Below are 16,700 nucleotides of genomic sequence, written 5' to 3' on the forward strand. Positions count from 1 at the left end.
CCGTCGGCTTGCTTTTATGCACATTCATTCGATTGACTTAATCACTCGAATGCCGCAATGTGCGCACGTGATGAAAAACAAAAACTCCCAGCCCACACCAAAACCCGATCGCGGCGACCTCACCAAAGAGAAGCTGCTTTCGACCTCGATCGACGTCTTTGGACGCTATGGCTTTGACGGGGCAAGTACTCGAAAACTCGCAGATGCGGCCGGCGTCAACCTGCAGGCGATCCCCTACTACTTCGGCGGCAAGGAAGGCCTCTACATCGCCGCAGCCGAGCATCTGGCGGCGATCATCGGCGGACATGTCGCCGATCTGCGAACCGTGATCCTGGAACGCCTTGCACGGCTTGATGCGGAAGGTGGCGCCATGAGCCCAACGGAGGCACGCGCCTTGCTGACGCAGATGGCCCAGCGCATGGTCGGCCTGTTCGTCAGCCGGCAGTCCGAGAGCTGGGCCCGGTTCATCATCCGCGAGCAGATGGAGCCGACGGAAGCCTTCGCACGGGTTTACGAAAACATCATGGGGCCGATGATCGGCATTGCCGGCCGACTGGTCGGCGCGATCCTTGGTGAGGACCCGGCATCGGAGCAGGTCCGGCTGAAGACGCTGTCTTTCGTCGGCAGCATCCTCGTCTTCCGCATGGCGCATGCCGCACTGCTACGGCAGATGCGGTGGGAGGCCGTCGGCCCCGCCGAACTGGAGATGCTGCAGCGCCATGCCGCCGGCCTCGTCGAAGCGCTCGGAGAGAATGGGGAGCGCCGCCCATGAACCGGAAAGTACTCATCCCGGTCGTCCTCCTCGCCGGAGCAGTCGCTGCCGGCTGGTGGTTCGAGCTACCCTTGCGGCTTGGATGGACCGAACAGCGCTCGGCCTCAGTGCTTTACGGCAATGTCGATATCAGGCAGGTGTCTCTCGGCTTTCGCGTGAGCGGGCGCATCGACAAGCTTGCTGTCGACGAAGGAGATCCAGTCAAGACGGGCGATATCCTCGGCAGCCTCGACGCCACGCCTTTTCAACAGGCGGTCGACGCGGCCGAGGCGGACCTCGGTGCGCTGCGCGCCAATCTTGAAAAGCTGAAAGCCGGTGCACGCAAGACCGAGATCGCTCAGGCGCGCGCCGCCCACGAGGAGCGTCTCGCCGATCTCCAGAATGCCGAGCTCGCCTATAAGCGCGCCCGACAATTGCGGCCGAATGGCACGATTTCGCAAGCGAATCTCGACGAAGCAAGCGCCGCTCGCGCCGCGGCGGCCGCTCGCGCCACCTCCGCCCGCGAAGCACTTGCACTGCTTGAGGAAGGAAGTCGGGTCGAAGACATCGCGGCTGCCACCGCACAGGTGCAGGCTGCCGAAGCCAAGCTTGCCAGCGCGCGCACTTCGCTTTCCGATACGCAGTTGCTGGCGCCGAGCGACGGCATCGTGCTTTCCCGTGTACGCGAGCCCGGCGCGATGATTGCGCCAGCAGATACCGCCTATGTGCTTTCGCTGAATGAGCCCGTCTGGGTTCGCGCCTACGTCGCCGAACCCGACCTTGGCCGTGTGCATCCCGGCATGAAAGTCGAGATCGTCTCGGATACGGCCCCGGACCGGCCCTATGAGGCAACGGTAGGCTTTATTTCTCCGGTTGCCGAATTCACGCCGAAGTCGGTCGAAACGCCGGAACTGCGCACCGATCTCGTCTACCGCCTGCGTATCGTGGTAACCAAACCGGGAGAGGATCTGCGCCAGGGGATGCCCGTCACCGTACGTCTGCCACCGGCTGAAGGGCGCGTGCCATGACCGACGAACCCTTCGTTCGGATCTCCGGCGTGGTAAAGCGCTTTGGCGAGCGCGCGCCCGCGCTCGATCATATCGACGGGGAAATTCTCGGCGGTCGCATCACCGGCCTGGTCGGCCCCGACGGTGCGGGAAAAACCACCCTGATCCGGTTGATGACCGGCCTGATGCTGCCCGACGAGGGCACGGTGGACGTGCTGGGCTTCGACACCGCGAAGGATCCCGCCAGCATTCAGGCGTCCATAGGCTATATGCCGCAGCGCTTCGGCCTTTATGAAGATCTGAGCGTGCAGGAAAACCTCGATCTCTATGCGGACCTGCGCGGCCTTCCGCTCGCCGAACGCACTGCGACATACGACGAGTTGCTCGAATTCACCGACCTCAAGCGCTTTACGTCGCGCTTGGCGGGCAAGCTTTCCGGTGGCATGAAGCAGAAGCTCGGGCTTGCCTGCGCGTTGCTCCGCAAACCACGCCTGCTGCTGCTCGATGAGCCGGGCGTCGGCGTTGACCCGATTTCCCGACGTGACCTCTGGAAGATGGTCGAAAACCTGACGGCCTCCGGCATCGGCGTTGTCTGGTCCACGGCCTATCTCGACGAGGCGGAGGCCTGCGACGGGGTGTTGCTGCTGAACGAGGGCAAGCTGCTTTTTGCCGGCGCGCCCGCCGAGTTGACGGGGCGCGTCGCCGATCGTGTCTTCAAGATTTCCGGCATCACGGGACGCCGCCGCGAGGCGCTTGCGCGATATCTCGACGAAGACGGCGTCGTCGACGGTGTCATCCAGGGGGAAGCCATCCGCCTTGTCATGGCATCAGGGGTAGCCCCGCCATCGGCATCGCCAGAGAAGAACGACACCGCGCCGCAAGCGACGGTGACGCCGCCGCGTTTCGAAGATGCATTCATCGACATGCTCGGCGGCGGTCCGGGCGGCCGCTCGAAACTGGCCGAGGCGCAGACGCCGTTTACGAACGAGAACGGCAGGCCAGTGATCGAGGCCCATGGCCTGACAAAGCGCTTTGGCGATTTCACCGCTGCCGACGACATCACCTTCGAGATTCCACGTGGCCAGATTTTTGGACTTCTCGGGCCCAATGGCGCCGGAAAATCGACGACGTTCAAGATGCTCTGTGGACTGTTGAAGCCGAGCGCCGGCGAAGGACGCGTCGCCGGCTTCGACCTGCGCCGCGACGCCGCCGAAGCGCGCAACCGCCTTGGCTACATGGCTCAAAAATTCTCGCTCTACGGCGATCTCAGCGTCGCGCAGAACCTCAATTTCTTTGCCGGTGTCTATGGCCTGTCCGGCGAGCGCAAGCGGGAGCGGACGCGATTGATGGTCGAGATTTTCGGTTTCGGCCGTCTGCTCGACATGTCCGCCAAGGACCTGCCGCTCGGCCTCAAGCAACGCCTTGCCCTTGCCTGCGCCGTTTTGCACGAACCGGAAGCGCTGTTCCTTGACGAGCCTACCTCGGGCGTCGATCCAATCACCCGTCGCGAGTTCTGGACCCACATCAATGGCCTCGTCGAAAAGGGCGTGACGGTGCTGGTCACCACCCACTTCATGGACGAGGCAGAGTATTGTGATCGGATCTCGCTCATCTATCGCGGGCGCTCGATCGCGCTCGGCTCGCCGGACGACCTGAAGAAGCAGGTGGCCGATGCGGCCAACCCCGACCCGACGATGGAAGACGCCTTTATCGCCCTGGTGCAGGGGTCTGAAGAAAAACAGGCCGCGGCATGAATACGTCGGCACAAATCGAAACGCCGACGACCGGACGCGGACGCCGCTTTGCAGCACTTGTGCGCAAGGAGAGCTACCAGATCGTCCGCGATCCGAGCAGCATCCTCATCGCCTTCGTCCTGCCGCTGATCCTCCTGTTCCTGTTCGGCTACGGCGTATCGCTCGATACCACGCAAACGCGCATCGGCCTGGTGGTGGAGCAGGAGATGCCCCTGACGCGCGATCTCGCCGCAGGCTTTCAGGCATCGCGCTACTTCTCTGTCGGTCTCGGCCGTGACCGTCGCGATTTCGAAGACGATCTCGTGCTCGGGCGCATCCGTGGGATCGTCATCATCCCTGCCCGCTTTGCCGCCGATCATGCCGCCGGACGACACCCGGCATTGCAGGTTCTCGTCGATGGCTCGGATCCGAACACCGCCAACTTCGTGCAGAACTATGCCCAGGCTACAGTCGCCAACTGGGAGCGCCAACGGCTCGAGGAGGATGCCGGCCGGCCGCCGGCAATCTCCGCGGAGCAACGGTTCTGGTTCAACCCGGAGCTGACGAGCCGGAACTTCCTCGTGCCCGGCTCGATCGCCATCGTTATGACCCTCGTCGGCACGCTTTTGACCTCACTGGTCGTCGCGCGCGAGTGGGAGCGCGGCACGATGGAGGCGATGATGGCAACGCCCGTATCGGCAGCGGAGCTGCTCGCCGGCAAGCTGTTGCCCTATTTCCTGCTCGGGCTGGCGTCGATGACGCTTTGCGTGCTCCTGGCCGTCTTTCTCTTCGGCGTACCGTTTCGAGGCTCCGTTGCAGCCCTCTACGCGCTTTCGGCGACGTTCCTGATGCCGGCGCTCGGCCAAGGCCTGCTGATTTCCGCGGCCACCAAGAACCAGTTCCTGGCCTCGCAGCTTGCGCTGATCTCGGCCTTCCTGCCGGCCTTTCTGCTGTCTGGATTCCTGTTCGAGATAAACTCCATGCCGACTGTCATCCAATGGATCACCTTCATCGTGCCGGCCCGTTATCTCATACCGAGCCTGCAGACGGTGTTTCTGGCAGGCGACATCTGGCCGATGTTCCTGCAGGCGATCGCCGTCATGCTGCTGATCGGCTGCGTGTTTTTCGCGCTCGCGGCCCGAAGCACCCGCAAGAGGATTGGTTGACATGTGGTGGACCCGGCTCAAGGCGTTGATCGTCAAGGAACTGCTGGCAGTGCTGCGCGACCCCAAGGGCCGCGCAATCCTGATCGGACCGCCGATCGTGCAGCTTCTGGTGTTTTCCTATGCGGCCACGCTCGAGGTGACCAATGTCGACGTCATGGTTCTCAATCGCGACAACGGCCATTGGGGACAAGAACTGGTCGAACGGATCGACGGCTCCCCGACGTTTCGAAGCATTGCGTTCACCGATGATCAGCATGAAGTTCGCGACGCCATCGACAGGCAACGCACTATTGCCGCCCTGGAGATCGGCCCAACCTTCTCGCGCGACATAGAAGCTGGCCGACCGGCCGAGGTCCAGATCATTCTCGACGGGCGTCGGTCGAATGCGTCCCAGATCGTCTCCGGCTATCTCGGACGCATCGTCGGCACGCTCGCCGCCGATACGCCGGCCGGCAAGCGCGTGTCGTCCGAGGCGATCACGGTCGTGGCGCGGAACTGGTTCAACCCCAACCTCACCTATCAATGGTTCATGGTGCCCAATCTCGTTGCCAGCATCGCGCTGTTAATCGGGCTGATCGTCACTGCGCTCTCGATCGCGCGCGAACGGGAGCTTGGCACCTTCGACCAGTTGATGGTGTCGCCGTTGCGCACCCATGAGATCCTGATCGGCAAGCTGATCCCGCCGATGATGATCGGGCTGTTCCACATCACGGTCTATATTCTCGCCGCCGTCTTCATCTTCGGCGTGCCGCTGCGCGGCTCGCTGTTCCTGCTCTACGGCAGCGCAGTGTTCTATCTCGCCGCCGTTGTCGGCCTCGGCCTGTTCATTTCCGCATTGTCGATGACGCAGCAGCAGGCGATCCTCGGCGCCTTCCTGTTCATGGTGCCGGCGATGTTGCTCTCGGGCTTCGCCACACCGATCGAAAATATGCCCGCCTGGCTGCAGCCGGTCACGCTTGTCAATCCGTTGCGCTATTTCCTGGTGATCGTGAAGGGCGTGTTCCTCAAGGACATTCCGCTGGCCGAGGTCGTGCGTCAGACGATTCCGCTCTGCGTCATCGCCCTTGTCACGCTCTCGGCCGCTTCATGGCTGTTCCGCCGCCGGCTGGAATGAATATCAACCCTTGATGAAACGCTCGATTGCGGAGATTTCATTCTGGCGGATGTCGTGCCCACCGGCATGCCATTCGATCTCGGTGGCGGTGCCCTGCGCCTTGAAATAGTCCGCCAATGCCTGCGTCTGAGGCGCCGGGCAAATCGGATCGCGCTCCCCGGCCGTGATCAGAACTTGACGCCCCGCGAGCGCTGCATTGTCTCTGGGGCGGAACGGGATTAGCGGATGCATCAGGATAGCCTTGTCGAATAGGCCGTTCTCGATCAGCACGTTGGCAAGAATGTTCGCGCCGTTCGAATAGCCGAGCCCAATGACCTCGGATGCCTGGTGTTCGCCTGCGACGGCCCTGACGAATTCGGCCATCTTTTTCGTTGCCCGCGACAAGTCCGCCATGTCATAGACACCTTCGCCGGTCCGCTTGAAGAAGCGGGCAGCGCCATGCTCCGACACGTCGCCACGCGGCGAAATGATCGTCGCTTCCGGCATCAACTGGGTGCCGAAGGTGAAGAACTGGTTTTCGTCGCCGCCTGTGCCGTGGAAGACGAAGAAGATCGGATTGCCGGGCTCGCCGGCCTTCAGTTTATGGACGTAGCCGTGATCGGCCATGGAAAGTCTCCTTGTTGCTTGCCGGATATAGCATCGGCGGCTGAGCGTCGCCCGCCGCCGTGCGCTTCAGCCAATAGATTTAGGCTTCCAGCTTCTGCAGATGGTTTTCGAGAACCGGACGCAGGTGCTTGTGCTGTTGCGGCAGCTTCAGCGCATCGCCGAGATGGGCCAGATCCTCATCACGGTTGAAGCCCGGCTCGTTGGTGGCGATCTCGAACAAGACCCCGCCCGGCGTGCGGAAGTAGATGGCCCAGAAGTAATCGCGGTCGATCACCGGGGTGACCTGGTAGCCGGTGTCCATCAGCGCCTTGCGGACTTCGAGCTGCTTTTCGCGATTGTCGACGGCAAAGGCGATGTGATGAACGGAACCCGCACCCTGAGCGGCACGGTTGAGGTTCGGCATGGTCTCAAGGTCGATCAGGCCCGCGCCGTTGCCATCAGGCATGATCAGGCGGGTGACGCCGTCCTTACGGTCCAGCTCCTCGTAGCCCATGAACTTCAGAAGTTCCGCTGTCGCCCCTTCGTCGCGCAGCCGCATTGCGGCCGAATGGAAGCCGTGGATTGCATGGTCCTGCGAAACGCCGCCATCCGTCCAAGGCGCCCGCGGATCGTCGCGCACTTCGACCAGCGCAAAGCCGTCGCCATCAGGGCCTGCAAAGTTCAAACGCTTTTCACCGAAGGTCTCTTCATCCTTGAGCCCGCTGACGCCGAGGCTCGACAGCCGCTCGCGCCAGAAGCCGAGTGCGCCCTCGGGAACGGAAAAGACGGTGGTCCCGACTTCGCCCGTGCCGGCACGTCCGCGCGGCATCTGCGGGAAAGGAAAATAGGTCATCACCGTGCCGGGCGTGCCGGCTTCATCACCGTAGTAGAGATGATAGACGTCGGGGGAATCGAAGTTCACCGTCTTCTTGACGCGGCGCATGCCCAGTGTCTTCGTGAAGAACTGATTGTTGGTGAAGGCGTCGTCCGCCATCGATGTAACGTGATGCAGGCCCTTGATCTGATTGAGCATTGCCGTGATCCTTTCTCTGCCCGCCAAGACCGGGCTTTGTTATGACGCATAGATGCGCCCATCCGGATCGTTGCGAAAGACGGCCGCGACCAAACGCATTGTCAACATACCGTTGACGACTGGAGAAAATCGTTGAACGAATAGCGAGCAGACGATCCGTGCCTTGTGGGTGGATCGGCTGCTGCTTAAGATCGGCATCGGCCACATTGTGGCTGTCGGGAACGTGCGGGAGGAGGAGCCCAGACATTCCGTGAAATACCGCCTGGTTGTTGCTGTCATCCTGCTGCCGCTGGCGGTTGCCGCGCTTGCCTGGCAAGGCAATGCTGTGGCCACGCGCAGCTATCTCGATGAAGCATCGGCGCAGGCAAATACGGCACTGAGGCTCGCAGTGGCGGCCCTCGATGGTCACCTCAACCGCTACCAGGCTCTGCCCGCTTTGATCGCCGACCACGACGACATCCGTGAACTTGCGACACGACCGCGCGACCGCCGGCTGAGAGAGGCCGTGAACGCCTATCTCAAAGATATCAATGCACTTCTCAACTCATCCGATATCTATGTGATCACGCCGGACGGCGACACGATTGCTGCCAGCAACTATGACGGTCCGACGAGCTTCGTCGGGCAGAATTTCAGCTATCGCCCCTATTTTCAGGAAGCCCTGCGCGGGCAGCAATCCCGCTTCTACGCACTCGGCACGACATCGTTGAAACGCGGCTACTATTTCGGCTCGCCAATCCGCGTGGGTGACGACATTCGCGGCGTCATCGTCTTCAAGGTGGATATCGAGAGCATCGAGGCATCCTGGCAGGGAGGCGAATACAAGATCTTCGTTTCCGACCCGGAGGGCATCATTTTCATGTCCGGCACGCCGGAATGGCTCTATGCGTCAGTCCTGCCGCTGACCCCGGAGCGGCTTGCACGCACGGAGACATCAAGGCGCTATGCCAATGCCACCTTGCGCGCACTGCCTGTCGCGCGCACCAGCCTCACTGATCACGACCTGATGACGATCGCGTCCAGCGACACTAGCCGGGAGTACCTGCTACTGTCGCAATACATGGCCGATGCCGACTGGACTGTGAATGTGCTGACCGACACGGCATCCGTCCGCACCCAGGCGCTGACCACCGTCATCGCTGCCCTTCTGCTTCTATGCCTCACCGGCCTTGCCGCCGCCATTCTCTGGCAGCGCCGCTCCCGCCTCAACGAGCGCATCTCGATGCAGGCGGAAGCCCAGGCCGAACTCGAGCGACGCGTCGACGAACGCACCGCGGACCTTGCGCGCGTCAACGTGCAGATCGAGGAAGAAGTCGCCGAACGGCGCCAGACCGAGCAACAATTGCGTCGGACCCAGGTGGACCTCATCCAGGCGGGTAAGCTCGCCGGCCTCGGCCAGATGTCAGCGGCGCTTTCGCACGAATTCAACCAGCCACTGGCGGCGGCAAAAACCTATGCCGACAGCGCAGCCTTGCTGATCGAGCGTGGGCGGGCCGAAGAGGCGAGTGACAACATCCGGCGCATCTCCGGCCTGGTCGACCGCATGGCGGCAATCAGCCGGCATCTGCGCAATTTTGCGCGCAAGCCCAACGAGAAGCTGGGGCCGGTGTTGATCGAGGATGTCGTGCGCGACACGATGGAGATCGTCGCCGTCAGGCTGAAGGCGGCTGCGGCCGACATCGACATCGACCTTGGTCCAGCGCCGCTGGTAGTGCGCGCCGGTTCTGTCCGTCTGCAACAGGTGCTGGTCAATGTCATCTCCAACGCAGCCGATGCGGTCGAGGGGCTGGACGATCGCCACATCCGGCTTCGCGCCTGGAGCGACGGCGACAAGGTCGTGCTCGCGGTCAGCGACCGCGGTCCCGGCGTACCTGCGGCGATCGCCGAGCGCATCTACGACCCATTCTTTTCGACCAAAGGCGTCGGCAAGGGACTAGGCCTTGGCCTGTCCATTTCCTACAACATCGTCAAGGACTTCGGCGGCAGCCTGACTGCCACGAACCTTGCCGAAGGCGGTGCGGAATTCCGCATCGAACTTCCCGTCGCCAATGAGCAGGGCCAGGAGGCCGCCGAATGATCGAGAGCCGCGTCCTGCTTGTCGATGACGAAGAGGAGTTGCGCCATTCGAGTGCGCAGGCGCTGGAACTCGCCGGCTTCCGCGTCGATACCTTCGCGAGCGCAGAACACGCCCTGGAGTTCATCGGCTTCAGCTTTCCCGGTGTCGTCATCAGCGACATCCGGATGCCGGGCATGGACGGGATGACATTCCTGCAGCGCATCCGCGAGATCGACGTCGAGGTGCCGGTGATCCTTGTCACCGGCCATGGCGACGTTCAACTGGCCGTGCGTGCCATGCGCGAAGGCGCCTATGATTTCGTCGAAAAGCCCTTCACCGCACAGATGCTTGCCGGCACCATTCGCCGCGCGCTCGACTGGCGCGCACTGGTACTCGAAAACCGGCGGCTCAAGGCGGTGGCCGGCAAGCGCGACGACATTGAACAACGCCTGCCCGGCCGCAGTCAGGTCATGGTCGATCTGCGCTATCGGGTCCGCGCAATCGGCGCCTCTGATGCCGACACCTTGATCATCGGCGACACCGGCGTCGGCAAGGAGGTCGTGGCCCGCACCCTGCACGATCTGAGCGGCCGGGCAAACAATCCCTTCATCGCCATCAACTGTGCAGCCCTGCCCGAAAACCTGATCGAGAGCGAGCTTTTCGGACATGAGCCAGGCGCGTTTCCCGGCGCGATCCGTCCACGCTACGGCAAGTTCGAACATGGGCGCGGCGGCACCATCCTGCTCGACGAGATCGGCTCGATGCCGATCGATCTGCAGGCCAAGTTTCTGCGCGTCCTGCAGGAGCGCGTGATCACGCGGCTCGGCTCCAACGAGGTGGTGCCGCTGGATGTACGCTTCATCGCTACCAACAAGGTCGATCTCGAGCAGGAGGTGGCCGCCGGCCGCTTCCGGCCCGACCTTCTCTATCGCCTCAATGTCGCGACGCTGCGCGTGCCGCCGCTGACGCAGCGTCGTGCCGACATTCCGCTCTTGTTCCTGCAGCTCGTACGGGAATCCGCGGCTCGTTACGGCCGCGATGAAGTCGAGGTATCGCAGAACCTGCTGGCCGAGATGGCGGAACGCAACTGGCCGGGCAACGTGCGCGAATTGCGTAACGCCGCCGAAAGGCTGGTTCTTGGGCTGGATACGGCCTCGAACGAAATCAACTCGTCCGAGCCGAACAGCGGCCGTTTGGCCGACAAGGTCGCAGCGTTTGAGAAGGGGCTGATTGCCAATGCCATAGCCACCTACGGCGGCGCCCTGAAGCCCGTATACGAGTCGCTCGGCATCTCACGGAAAACGCTCTACGAGAAGATGCAGAAATTTGGCCTCGACAAGAAGCTCGTTGCGACGGACATGTCTGGCGAAAGCGACGGGCGGTAACGTCGGCGACCACGCGGCGACGCCGGACGTCATGCGCATGGTGTCCCCGCAATACCGCGTACCCGCGACACTGCTGCGCCCAACCCAAAACGAGAACAGGGGCGCGGATGCCGCGCCCCTGCAAAGCCCTGGTAAGGGTTCCGCCTTAAACGTTGAAGGCCGCACCGATGAGCGTCTTGGTGTAAGGCTCCTTCGGTGCAGTGAAGATCCCGTCGGTATCGGCTTCCTCGACGATCTTGCCGTTCTTCATCACGATCACGTAGTCCGACATTGCCTTCACCACCGACAGATCGTGGCTGATGAAGATGTAGGACAGGCCGTGCGAGCGCTGCAGATCGCGCAGCAGCTCGATAACCTGGCCCTGGACGGAGCGGTCGAGCGCCGATGTCGGCTCGTCGAGAATAACCACCTTCGGCTTCAGGATCATGGCACGCGCGATCGCGATGCGCTGCCGCTGACCACCCGAAAACTCGTGCGGATAGCGGTTGCGCGAGGCCGGATCGAGCCCGACCTCCTTCAACGCTTCGATGGCACGACGGTCGCGATCGGCACGGCTAAGCGAGGGCTCGTGCACGTGCAGGCCTTCCGTGATGATTTCACCGACGGTCCTGCGCGGAGACAGCGAGCCATAGGGATCCTGGAACACCAATTGCAGCGCACGCCGTAGCGGGCGCATCTGGCCGCGGTCGAAGCCGGAGATGTCGGTCGTGCCGAAGCGGTAATAGCCGCTGCTCGGCAAAAGCCGCAGCAAAGCACGCCCAAGCGTCGACTTGCCGGAGCCGGATTCACCGACAACGCCGATCGTCTGGCCCTCGCGAAGCCGCAGGTTGACCTTGTCGACCGCGCGGAAGACGGCATTGCCGCGGGTGAAAAACCCACCGCCGATCGCGTAGTCGACACAGACGTCCCGACCTTCAAGGATGATCGGTGCGCTGTCCGCCGGAGGTGCCTTGCGGCCGCTCGGCTCTGCCGCGAGCAGCATCTTCGTATAGTCGGCCTGCGGCCGCTCGAAGACGTCTGCGGTCGTTCCCTGCTCCACCACTTCGCCGCGGCGCATTACCGCGACGCGTTCGGCAAAGTGCTTGACGATGCCGAGATCGTGCGTGATCAGCACGATCGCCATGCCGAAGCGCTTCTGCAACGACTTCAGGAGATCGAGGATCTGAGCCTGGATCGTCACGTCAAGCGCTGTCGTCGGCTCGTCGGCGATCAAAAGGTCAGGCTCGTTGGCGAGCGCCATCGCAATCATCACGCGTTGACGCTGGCCGCCCGAAAGCTCGTGCGGATAGCTGTCGATGCGTCGACCCGGCTCGGGGATGCCGACCAGTTCGAGCAGTTCCAGCACGCGCTTGCGCGCCTGCTTGAACGTGCCGCCGCGGTGGTGCACGATCGGTTCGGCGATCTGCCGGCCGATCGTGTAGAGCGGGTCGAGCGAGGTCATCGGCTCCTGGAAGATCATCGTGATCTTGGAACCGCGCACGCCGTTGAGCGCCTTGGGCGAAAGACCCACCAGCTCCTGACCGCGATAGCGGGCAGAACCGGTAACGGTGCCGTTCTTGGCGAGCAGTCCCATGATGCCCATCATGGTCTGGCTTTTGCCCGAGCCGGACTCGCCGACAACAGCAAGAGTCTCGCCCGTACGCACGTCGAGATCGATACCCTTGACCGCTTCGACCGTCCCGTCAGGCGTCGAGAAGTTCACCTTGAGGCCGCGAACGGCCAGGATGGTTTCGTTTGTGTCAGCCATGTCAGCGGTCCTTCGGGTCGAGCGCATCGCGCAGGCCGTCGCCGACGAAGTTCAACGAGAACAGCGTCAGAACAAAGAAGATGGCCGGGAAGATCAGCAGCCAGGGCGCCGACTGGATGTTGTTGGCACCTTCCGAAATCAACGCTCCCCAGCTCGTCAGCGGCGCCTGAACGCCAAGGCCGAGGAACGAGAGGAAGCTCTCGAGCAGGATCACCTTCGGCACGACGACGGTGACGAAAACGATGACAGGACCGATGGTGTTCGGAATGATGTGCCGGCGGATGATCTGCCAGTCCGTCAGGCCGAGCGCCTGGGCTGCACCGACAAACTCCCGCCGTTTCAGCGCCAGCGTCTGGCCGCGCACGATACGGGCCATATCCAGCCATTCGACCGCGCCGATCACCAGGAAGATCAGGATGAACGAGCGTCCGAAGAAGACCACGAGCACGACAACGAGGAAGACGAAGGGCAGAGAATACATGATCTCCACCAGTCGCATCATGACGTTGTCGACGCGGCCGCCGATGTAACCCGACGTCGCGCCGTAGACGACGCCGATGCCGAGCGACACGAGACTTGCCAAGAGACCGACGGCAATCGAGATCTGGCCGCCGAGCATGACGCGCACCAGCAGATCGCGGCCGTTCGAATCGGTGCCGAACGGGAAATACTCGCGATTGACCTGACCGGTCACCTTGAGAGTACGACCCTCGTCCTCCGTTGCCACGACCTGAGTGTCACGGAACTCGTTGGCACGATCGAAGTAGCGCGTCGCGCGGGCATCGATCGGCTGCTCCGAGGTGATCGTCGCGGTGAAGGTCTCACCGTCGATGTTGAACTCCTTGAGCGTGACGCGGGCGCGTGTTGCGATCCCTTCCATCACCCCTTGCAGGGTGGACGTGTCAGGGCGCGGCTCGAGGCTTGGTCCGATATTCACGTAGGACGGGAACACCTGGTCGTAGGTATGCGGCGAAAACAGTGGCCCGAGGAACGAGAATACTGCGATGAGGGCCAGCATGACGCAGCCGGCCATGGCAGCGCGGTTGCGCTTGAAGCGCATGGCCGCCAGCTGGAAGAGGCTGCGCCCCTTGGTTTCCGGCGTTACCGCCGGCGTCTGGACGACATCAGTCATGGCGAACCCTCGGATCGAGCAGGCCGTAGAGAATGTCGACCAAAAGATTGAAAACGATAACGAAGATGGCGACGAGAATGACCGTGCCCATCACCAGCGTATAGTCGCGGTTGATCGCCCCGAGGACGAAGTAGCGGCCGACGCCCGGAATGGTAAAGATCGTCTCGACCACAGCCGAACCGGTGAGCAATGCCGCCGCGCAAGGTGCGAGGTAGGAGACAACCGGCAGCATCGCGCCGCGCATGGCGTGGGTGATGACGACTGTCCTTGCCGGAAGGCCGTAGGCCTTGGCCGTTCGGATATGGTCGGTGTGCAGCGCCTCGATCATCGAACCGCGGGTAAGCCGCGCGAAGACCGCGAGCTGCGGCAGTGCGAGCGCGATCATCGGCAGGATCAGGAAGCGCAACGAACCGTCACCCCAACCGCCGGCCGGCAGCCAGGCCAGGACGATGGCGAAGACCAGCGTCAAGACAGGACCAACGACGAAATTCGGTACGGTGACGCCGAGCGTCGAGACCGACATGATCGTGAAGTCGAGGATGCTGTTTTGCCGGAGTGCAGCGATCGTACCGGCGGTAACGCCGCCGATCACGGCAAACAGCAGTGCGTACAGGCCGAGCTCCATCGAATAGGGCAAGCCCTTGCCGATCAACTGCGCGACGTTGTTATCCTTGTAGATATAGCTCGGGCCAAAGTCGCCGGTCACCGCATTGCTGAGATAGTGAACGTATTGGCGCCACAGGGGCTGATCGAGCTGATAGGTCGCCATCAGGTTCGCCATTGTTTGTGGCGGAAGAGGACGCTCGAGGTTGAAGGGGCCGCCAGGGGCAAACCGCATCAGGAAAAAGGAAATGGTGACGACAATAAACAAGGTCGGCACCGCACTCGCCAATCGGCGAAGGATGAAGGAAATCATTGACGTGCTCCGGAGGCGACGCGCGGCATTTTCACCGCGCGTCGTCCCTGTTCGTTATTCGGCGACGCTCAGGAACCGGCTCAAGTGCTGGTTCGGCGAGTTGTCCTGCCAGCCCTTGACGCGGTCGGAAACCAGCCACAGGTCGGCCTGGGTCAGAAGCGGAGCGATCGGCTGTTCCTTCATCAGCAGAGCTTCAGCTTCATGCAGCAGCTTGGAGCGAGCTGCCGGATCCTGCTCCTCGTAAGACTTCTTCATCAGCGCGTCGAATTCAGCGTTTTCGAAGTGGCCGTAGTTGAAGGTCTTGTTGGAGCTAAGGCTGAGAGCGAGGAAGTTCTCGGCGTCGGCGTAGTCGGCAACCCAGCCGGCGCGCGCAACGTTGAACTTGCCGCCTTCCTGCAGGTAGGCATAGTGCGAGGACACGTCGAGGTTCACCAGCGACACCTTGGCGCCGAAGGTGTTCTTCCACATGTCGGCAACGGCCGTTGCAACACGCTCGTGGTTCGGGTTGGTGTTGTAGCGCAGCTCGATTTCGAGCGGCTTGCCACCTTCGCCGTAACCGGCTTCCTTCATCAGAGCCAGTGCCTTGTCTTCGCGATCGAGCTGCGACAGGGTGCCGAACTCGGCCTTGGACGGATCACCGTAGCTCTCGATGCCCGGGGGCACCATCGAGTAGGCCGGCAGCTGCGAGCCGGCGTAGATTTCCTTGGCGAGGAAGTCGCGATCGACTGCCATCGACAGGGCCTGACGAACGCGAACGTCGCTATAGGGCTCCTGGCGGGTATCGAAGGCGTAGTAGTAGGTCGCGAGCGTCGGCGAAACATGAACCTGTTCGCCATGGGACTTGCGCAGACGATCGAGCTGATCGGCCGAGAAGTTGTAGGCGAGATCCATTTCCTTCGCTTCGAAGCGGCGAACCGAGGCGGCCTGGTCGTCGATCGGGTAGAAGATGACCTTGTCGAGCTTGACGTTGGCGGCATCCCAGTAGTTGGGGTTCTTGACGGCGGTCAGGCTGTCGTTCGGAACGTGCGCGGCGAGCGTGAATGCACCGTTCGAAACCATGACGCCCGGCTTGACGAAGTCCGCGCCATTCTTTTCGACGCTTGCCTTGCTGACCGGAAGTGCCGTCTGGTGCGCCAGCAGCTCGAGGAAGAACGGGGTCGGGCGCTCAAGCGTGATTTCGAGCGTCTTGTCGTCGACAGCCTTCATGCCGAGCTGGTCGGTCGGCAGTTCACCCTTGTTGACCTTTTCGGCGTTCTTGATCGGGAAGAGAATGTTGGCGTAGCCGGCCGCGACCTTCGGGTCTTCGACACGGCGGAACGAGAAGACGAAATCTTCTGCAGTCAACGGTGAACCGTCGGACCACTTCGCGTCAGCGCGCAGCTTGAAGGTATAGACCGTACCGTCGTCCGAAAGCTCCCACGTTTCGGCTGCACCCGGGACGATCTTGCCCGAGGCGTCATAGATCGTCAGGCCTTCGTAGAGATCCTTGAGGATGAACTCTTCGATGTTGATCGACGTATGGGCCTGGTCCAGCGTCTGCGGCTCACCGGCGTTGCCACGATGCAGGACAGCTTCGGCAAGAGCCGGGCTTGCTCCGATGAGCAACGAGCCGATCAGCGCGGCGGCGCTTAGGTTGAGTTTCAGTGATGCCATTTTGTTTCTCTCCTTCCCCTTTTTTGGGTTTGTGATCGCAGGAGAGAAGTGCAAATCTTTCTCGAACGCAAGGCGGATTCTGCAACCTGCTGCATCTTTATCTATAGAGTTGTAATTTTACGAAATCACAGGTTGTATTTCGTTTGCGGTCCTTTTCGTCGTTTTTGCGACGCAGGTGTGACAACCGGGCGGCAATCCACGCGTTTCTACTGCAACGTTTTAGATGCTGGCGCCGCTCTGTCCCCAGAACGGCAAGAATCGGCCCTGATGCAAATTTCGTGAATTCAAGGCGCAGTTTACGTAATGTGCGGAAAGAAACAGAGCCTTTGCCGCAATCTTCTTGCAAAGCGTTCACTCAGCAGCGACACTGTGTTTCCCTATAAGTGTTTTCTGTCTCGGTGCAACCCACCATCGACACACGG

13 protein-coding genes are annotated in these 16,700 nt (G+C 62.0%); 7 read left to right on the forward strand and 6 right to left on the reverse strand.

Translation table 11 applies throughout. From position 1 onward, the window contains the following. The first annotated feature begins 70 nt into the window (after positions 1 to 70). The 5 genes from ASD52_RS35070 to ASD52_RS35090 are packed head-to-tail and all read left to right on the forward strand — an operon-like array spanning position 71 to position 5,771. Entirely contained in the window at positions 71 to 772 is a 702-nt protein-coding gene (locus ASD52_RS35070) for a CerR family C-terminal domain-containing protein (protein WP_107027242.1), read from the forward strand. Then, positions 769 to 1,779 carry a secretion protein HlyD gene (hlyD, locus tag ASD52_RS35075; RefSeq protein WP_025428700.1) on the forward strand — a complete coding sequence of 337 codons (1,011 nt, stop codon included), beginning with the start codon at positions 769 to 771 and terminating at the stop codon, positions 1,777 to 1,779. Before ASD52_RS35070 ends, hlyD begins: the two co-directional genes overlap by 4 nt. Further along, positions 1,776 to 3,512, forward strand: a complete 1,737-nt coding sequence (locus ASD52_RS35080; protein WP_057226607.1) for an ATP-binding cassette domain-containing protein — start codon at positions 1,776 to 1,778, stop codon at positions 3,510 to 3,512. Before hlyD ends, ASD52_RS35080 begins: the two co-directional genes overlap by 4 nt. Then, on the forward strand, positions 3,509 to 4,657 hold the full coding sequence (locus ASD52_RS35085) for an ABC transporter permease (protein ID WP_057226610.1): 1,149 nt from the start codon (positions 3,509 to 3,511) through the stop codon (positions 4,655 to 4,657). Before ASD52_RS35080 ends, ASD52_RS35085 begins: the two co-directional genes overlap by 4 nt. 1 nt (position 4,658) lies before the next feature. Continuing rightward, entirely contained in the window at positions 4,659 to 5,771 is a 1,113-nt protein-coding gene (locus ASD52_RS35090) for an ABC transporter permease (protein ID WP_057226612.1), read from the forward strand. Between the two features lie 3 nt (positions 5,772 to 5,774). Here ASD52_RS35090 and ASD52_RS35095 read toward each other — a convergent pair whose 3' ends face one another. Both ASD52_RS35095 and ASD52_RS35100 read right to left on the reverse strand, forming a co-directional pair. Beyond that, entirely contained in the window at positions 5,775 to 6,377 is a 603-nt protein-coding gene (locus tag ASD52_RS35095; RefSeq protein WP_025428696.1) for an alpha/beta hydrolase, read from the reverse strand. Positions 6,378 to 6,456: 79 nt separating this feature from the next. Continuing rightward, positions 6,457 to 7,389 (reverse strand): VOC family protein, encoded by a 933-nt coding sequence (locus ASD52_RS35100; RefSeq protein ID WP_057226614.1) that lies wholly within the window; start codon positions 7,387 to 7,389, stop codon positions 6,457 to 6,459. A 250-nt stretch (positions 7,390 to 7,639) separates the two neighbouring features. On the opposite strand from ASD52_RS35100, the gene ASD52_RS35105 reads away from it, so the two are divergent. Next, on the forward strand, positions 7,640 to 9,466 hold the full coding sequence (locus ASD52_RS35105; RefSeq protein WP_057226824.1) for a sensor histidine kinase: 1,827 nt from the start codon (positions 7,640 to 7,642) through the stop codon (positions 9,464 to 9,466). Next, positions 9,463 to 10,830 (forward strand): sigma-54 dependent transcriptional regulator, encoded by a 1,368-nt coding sequence (locus ASD52_RS35110; protein WP_025428693.1) that lies wholly within the window; start codon positions 9,463 to 9,465, stop codon positions 10,828 to 10,830. The genes ASD52_RS35105 and ASD52_RS35110 overlap by 4 nt, the downstream gene beginning before the upstream one ends. Positions 10,831 to 10,975: 145 nt before the next feature. On the opposite strand, the gene ASD52_RS35115 is transcribed toward ASD52_RS35110, so the two are convergent. Genes ASD52_RS35115 through ASD52_RS35130 form a run of 4 tightly spaced genes read right to left on the reverse strand, consistent with a single transcriptional unit; the run spans position 10,976 to position 16,278 of the window. Next, positions 10,976 to 12,577 carry an ABC transporter ATP-binding protein gene (locus ASD52_RS35115; protein WP_057226617.1) on the reverse strand — a complete coding sequence of 534 codons (1,602 nt, stop codon included), beginning with the start codon at positions 12,575 to 12,577 and terminating at the stop codon, positions 10,976 to 10,978. 1 nt (position 12,578) lies between these two features. Continuing rightward, positions 12,579 to 13,709: an ABC transporter permease subunit gene (locus tag ASD52_RS35120; protein ID WP_025428691.1), complete on the reverse strand. Its 1,131-nt coding sequence runs from the start codon at positions 13,707 to 13,709 to the stop codon at positions 12,579 to 12,581. Beyond that, positions 13,702 to 14,625: an oligopeptide ABC transporter permease OppB gene (gene oppB, locus ASD52_RS35125; protein ID WP_025428690.1), complete on the reverse strand. Its 924-nt coding sequence runs from the start codon at positions 14,623 to 14,625 to the stop codon at positions 13,702 to 13,704. The genes ASD52_RS35120 and oppB overlap by 8 nt, the downstream gene beginning before the upstream one ends. Before the next feature lie 54 nt (positions 14,626 to 14,679). After that, a complete protein-coding gene (locus ASD52_RS35130; RefSeq protein ID WP_025428689.1) occupies positions 14,680 to 16,278 on the reverse strand; it encodes a peptide ABC transporter substrate-binding protein in 1,599 nt (532 codons plus the stop codon). Positions 16,279 to 16,700 lie beyond the last annotated feature (422 nt).

The sequence above is a fragment of the Ensifer sp. Root142 genome (genome assembly GCF_001426785.1).
GTDB lineage: Bacteria > Pseudomonadota > Alphaproteobacteria > Rhizobiales > Rhizobiaceae > Ensifer > Ensifer canadensis.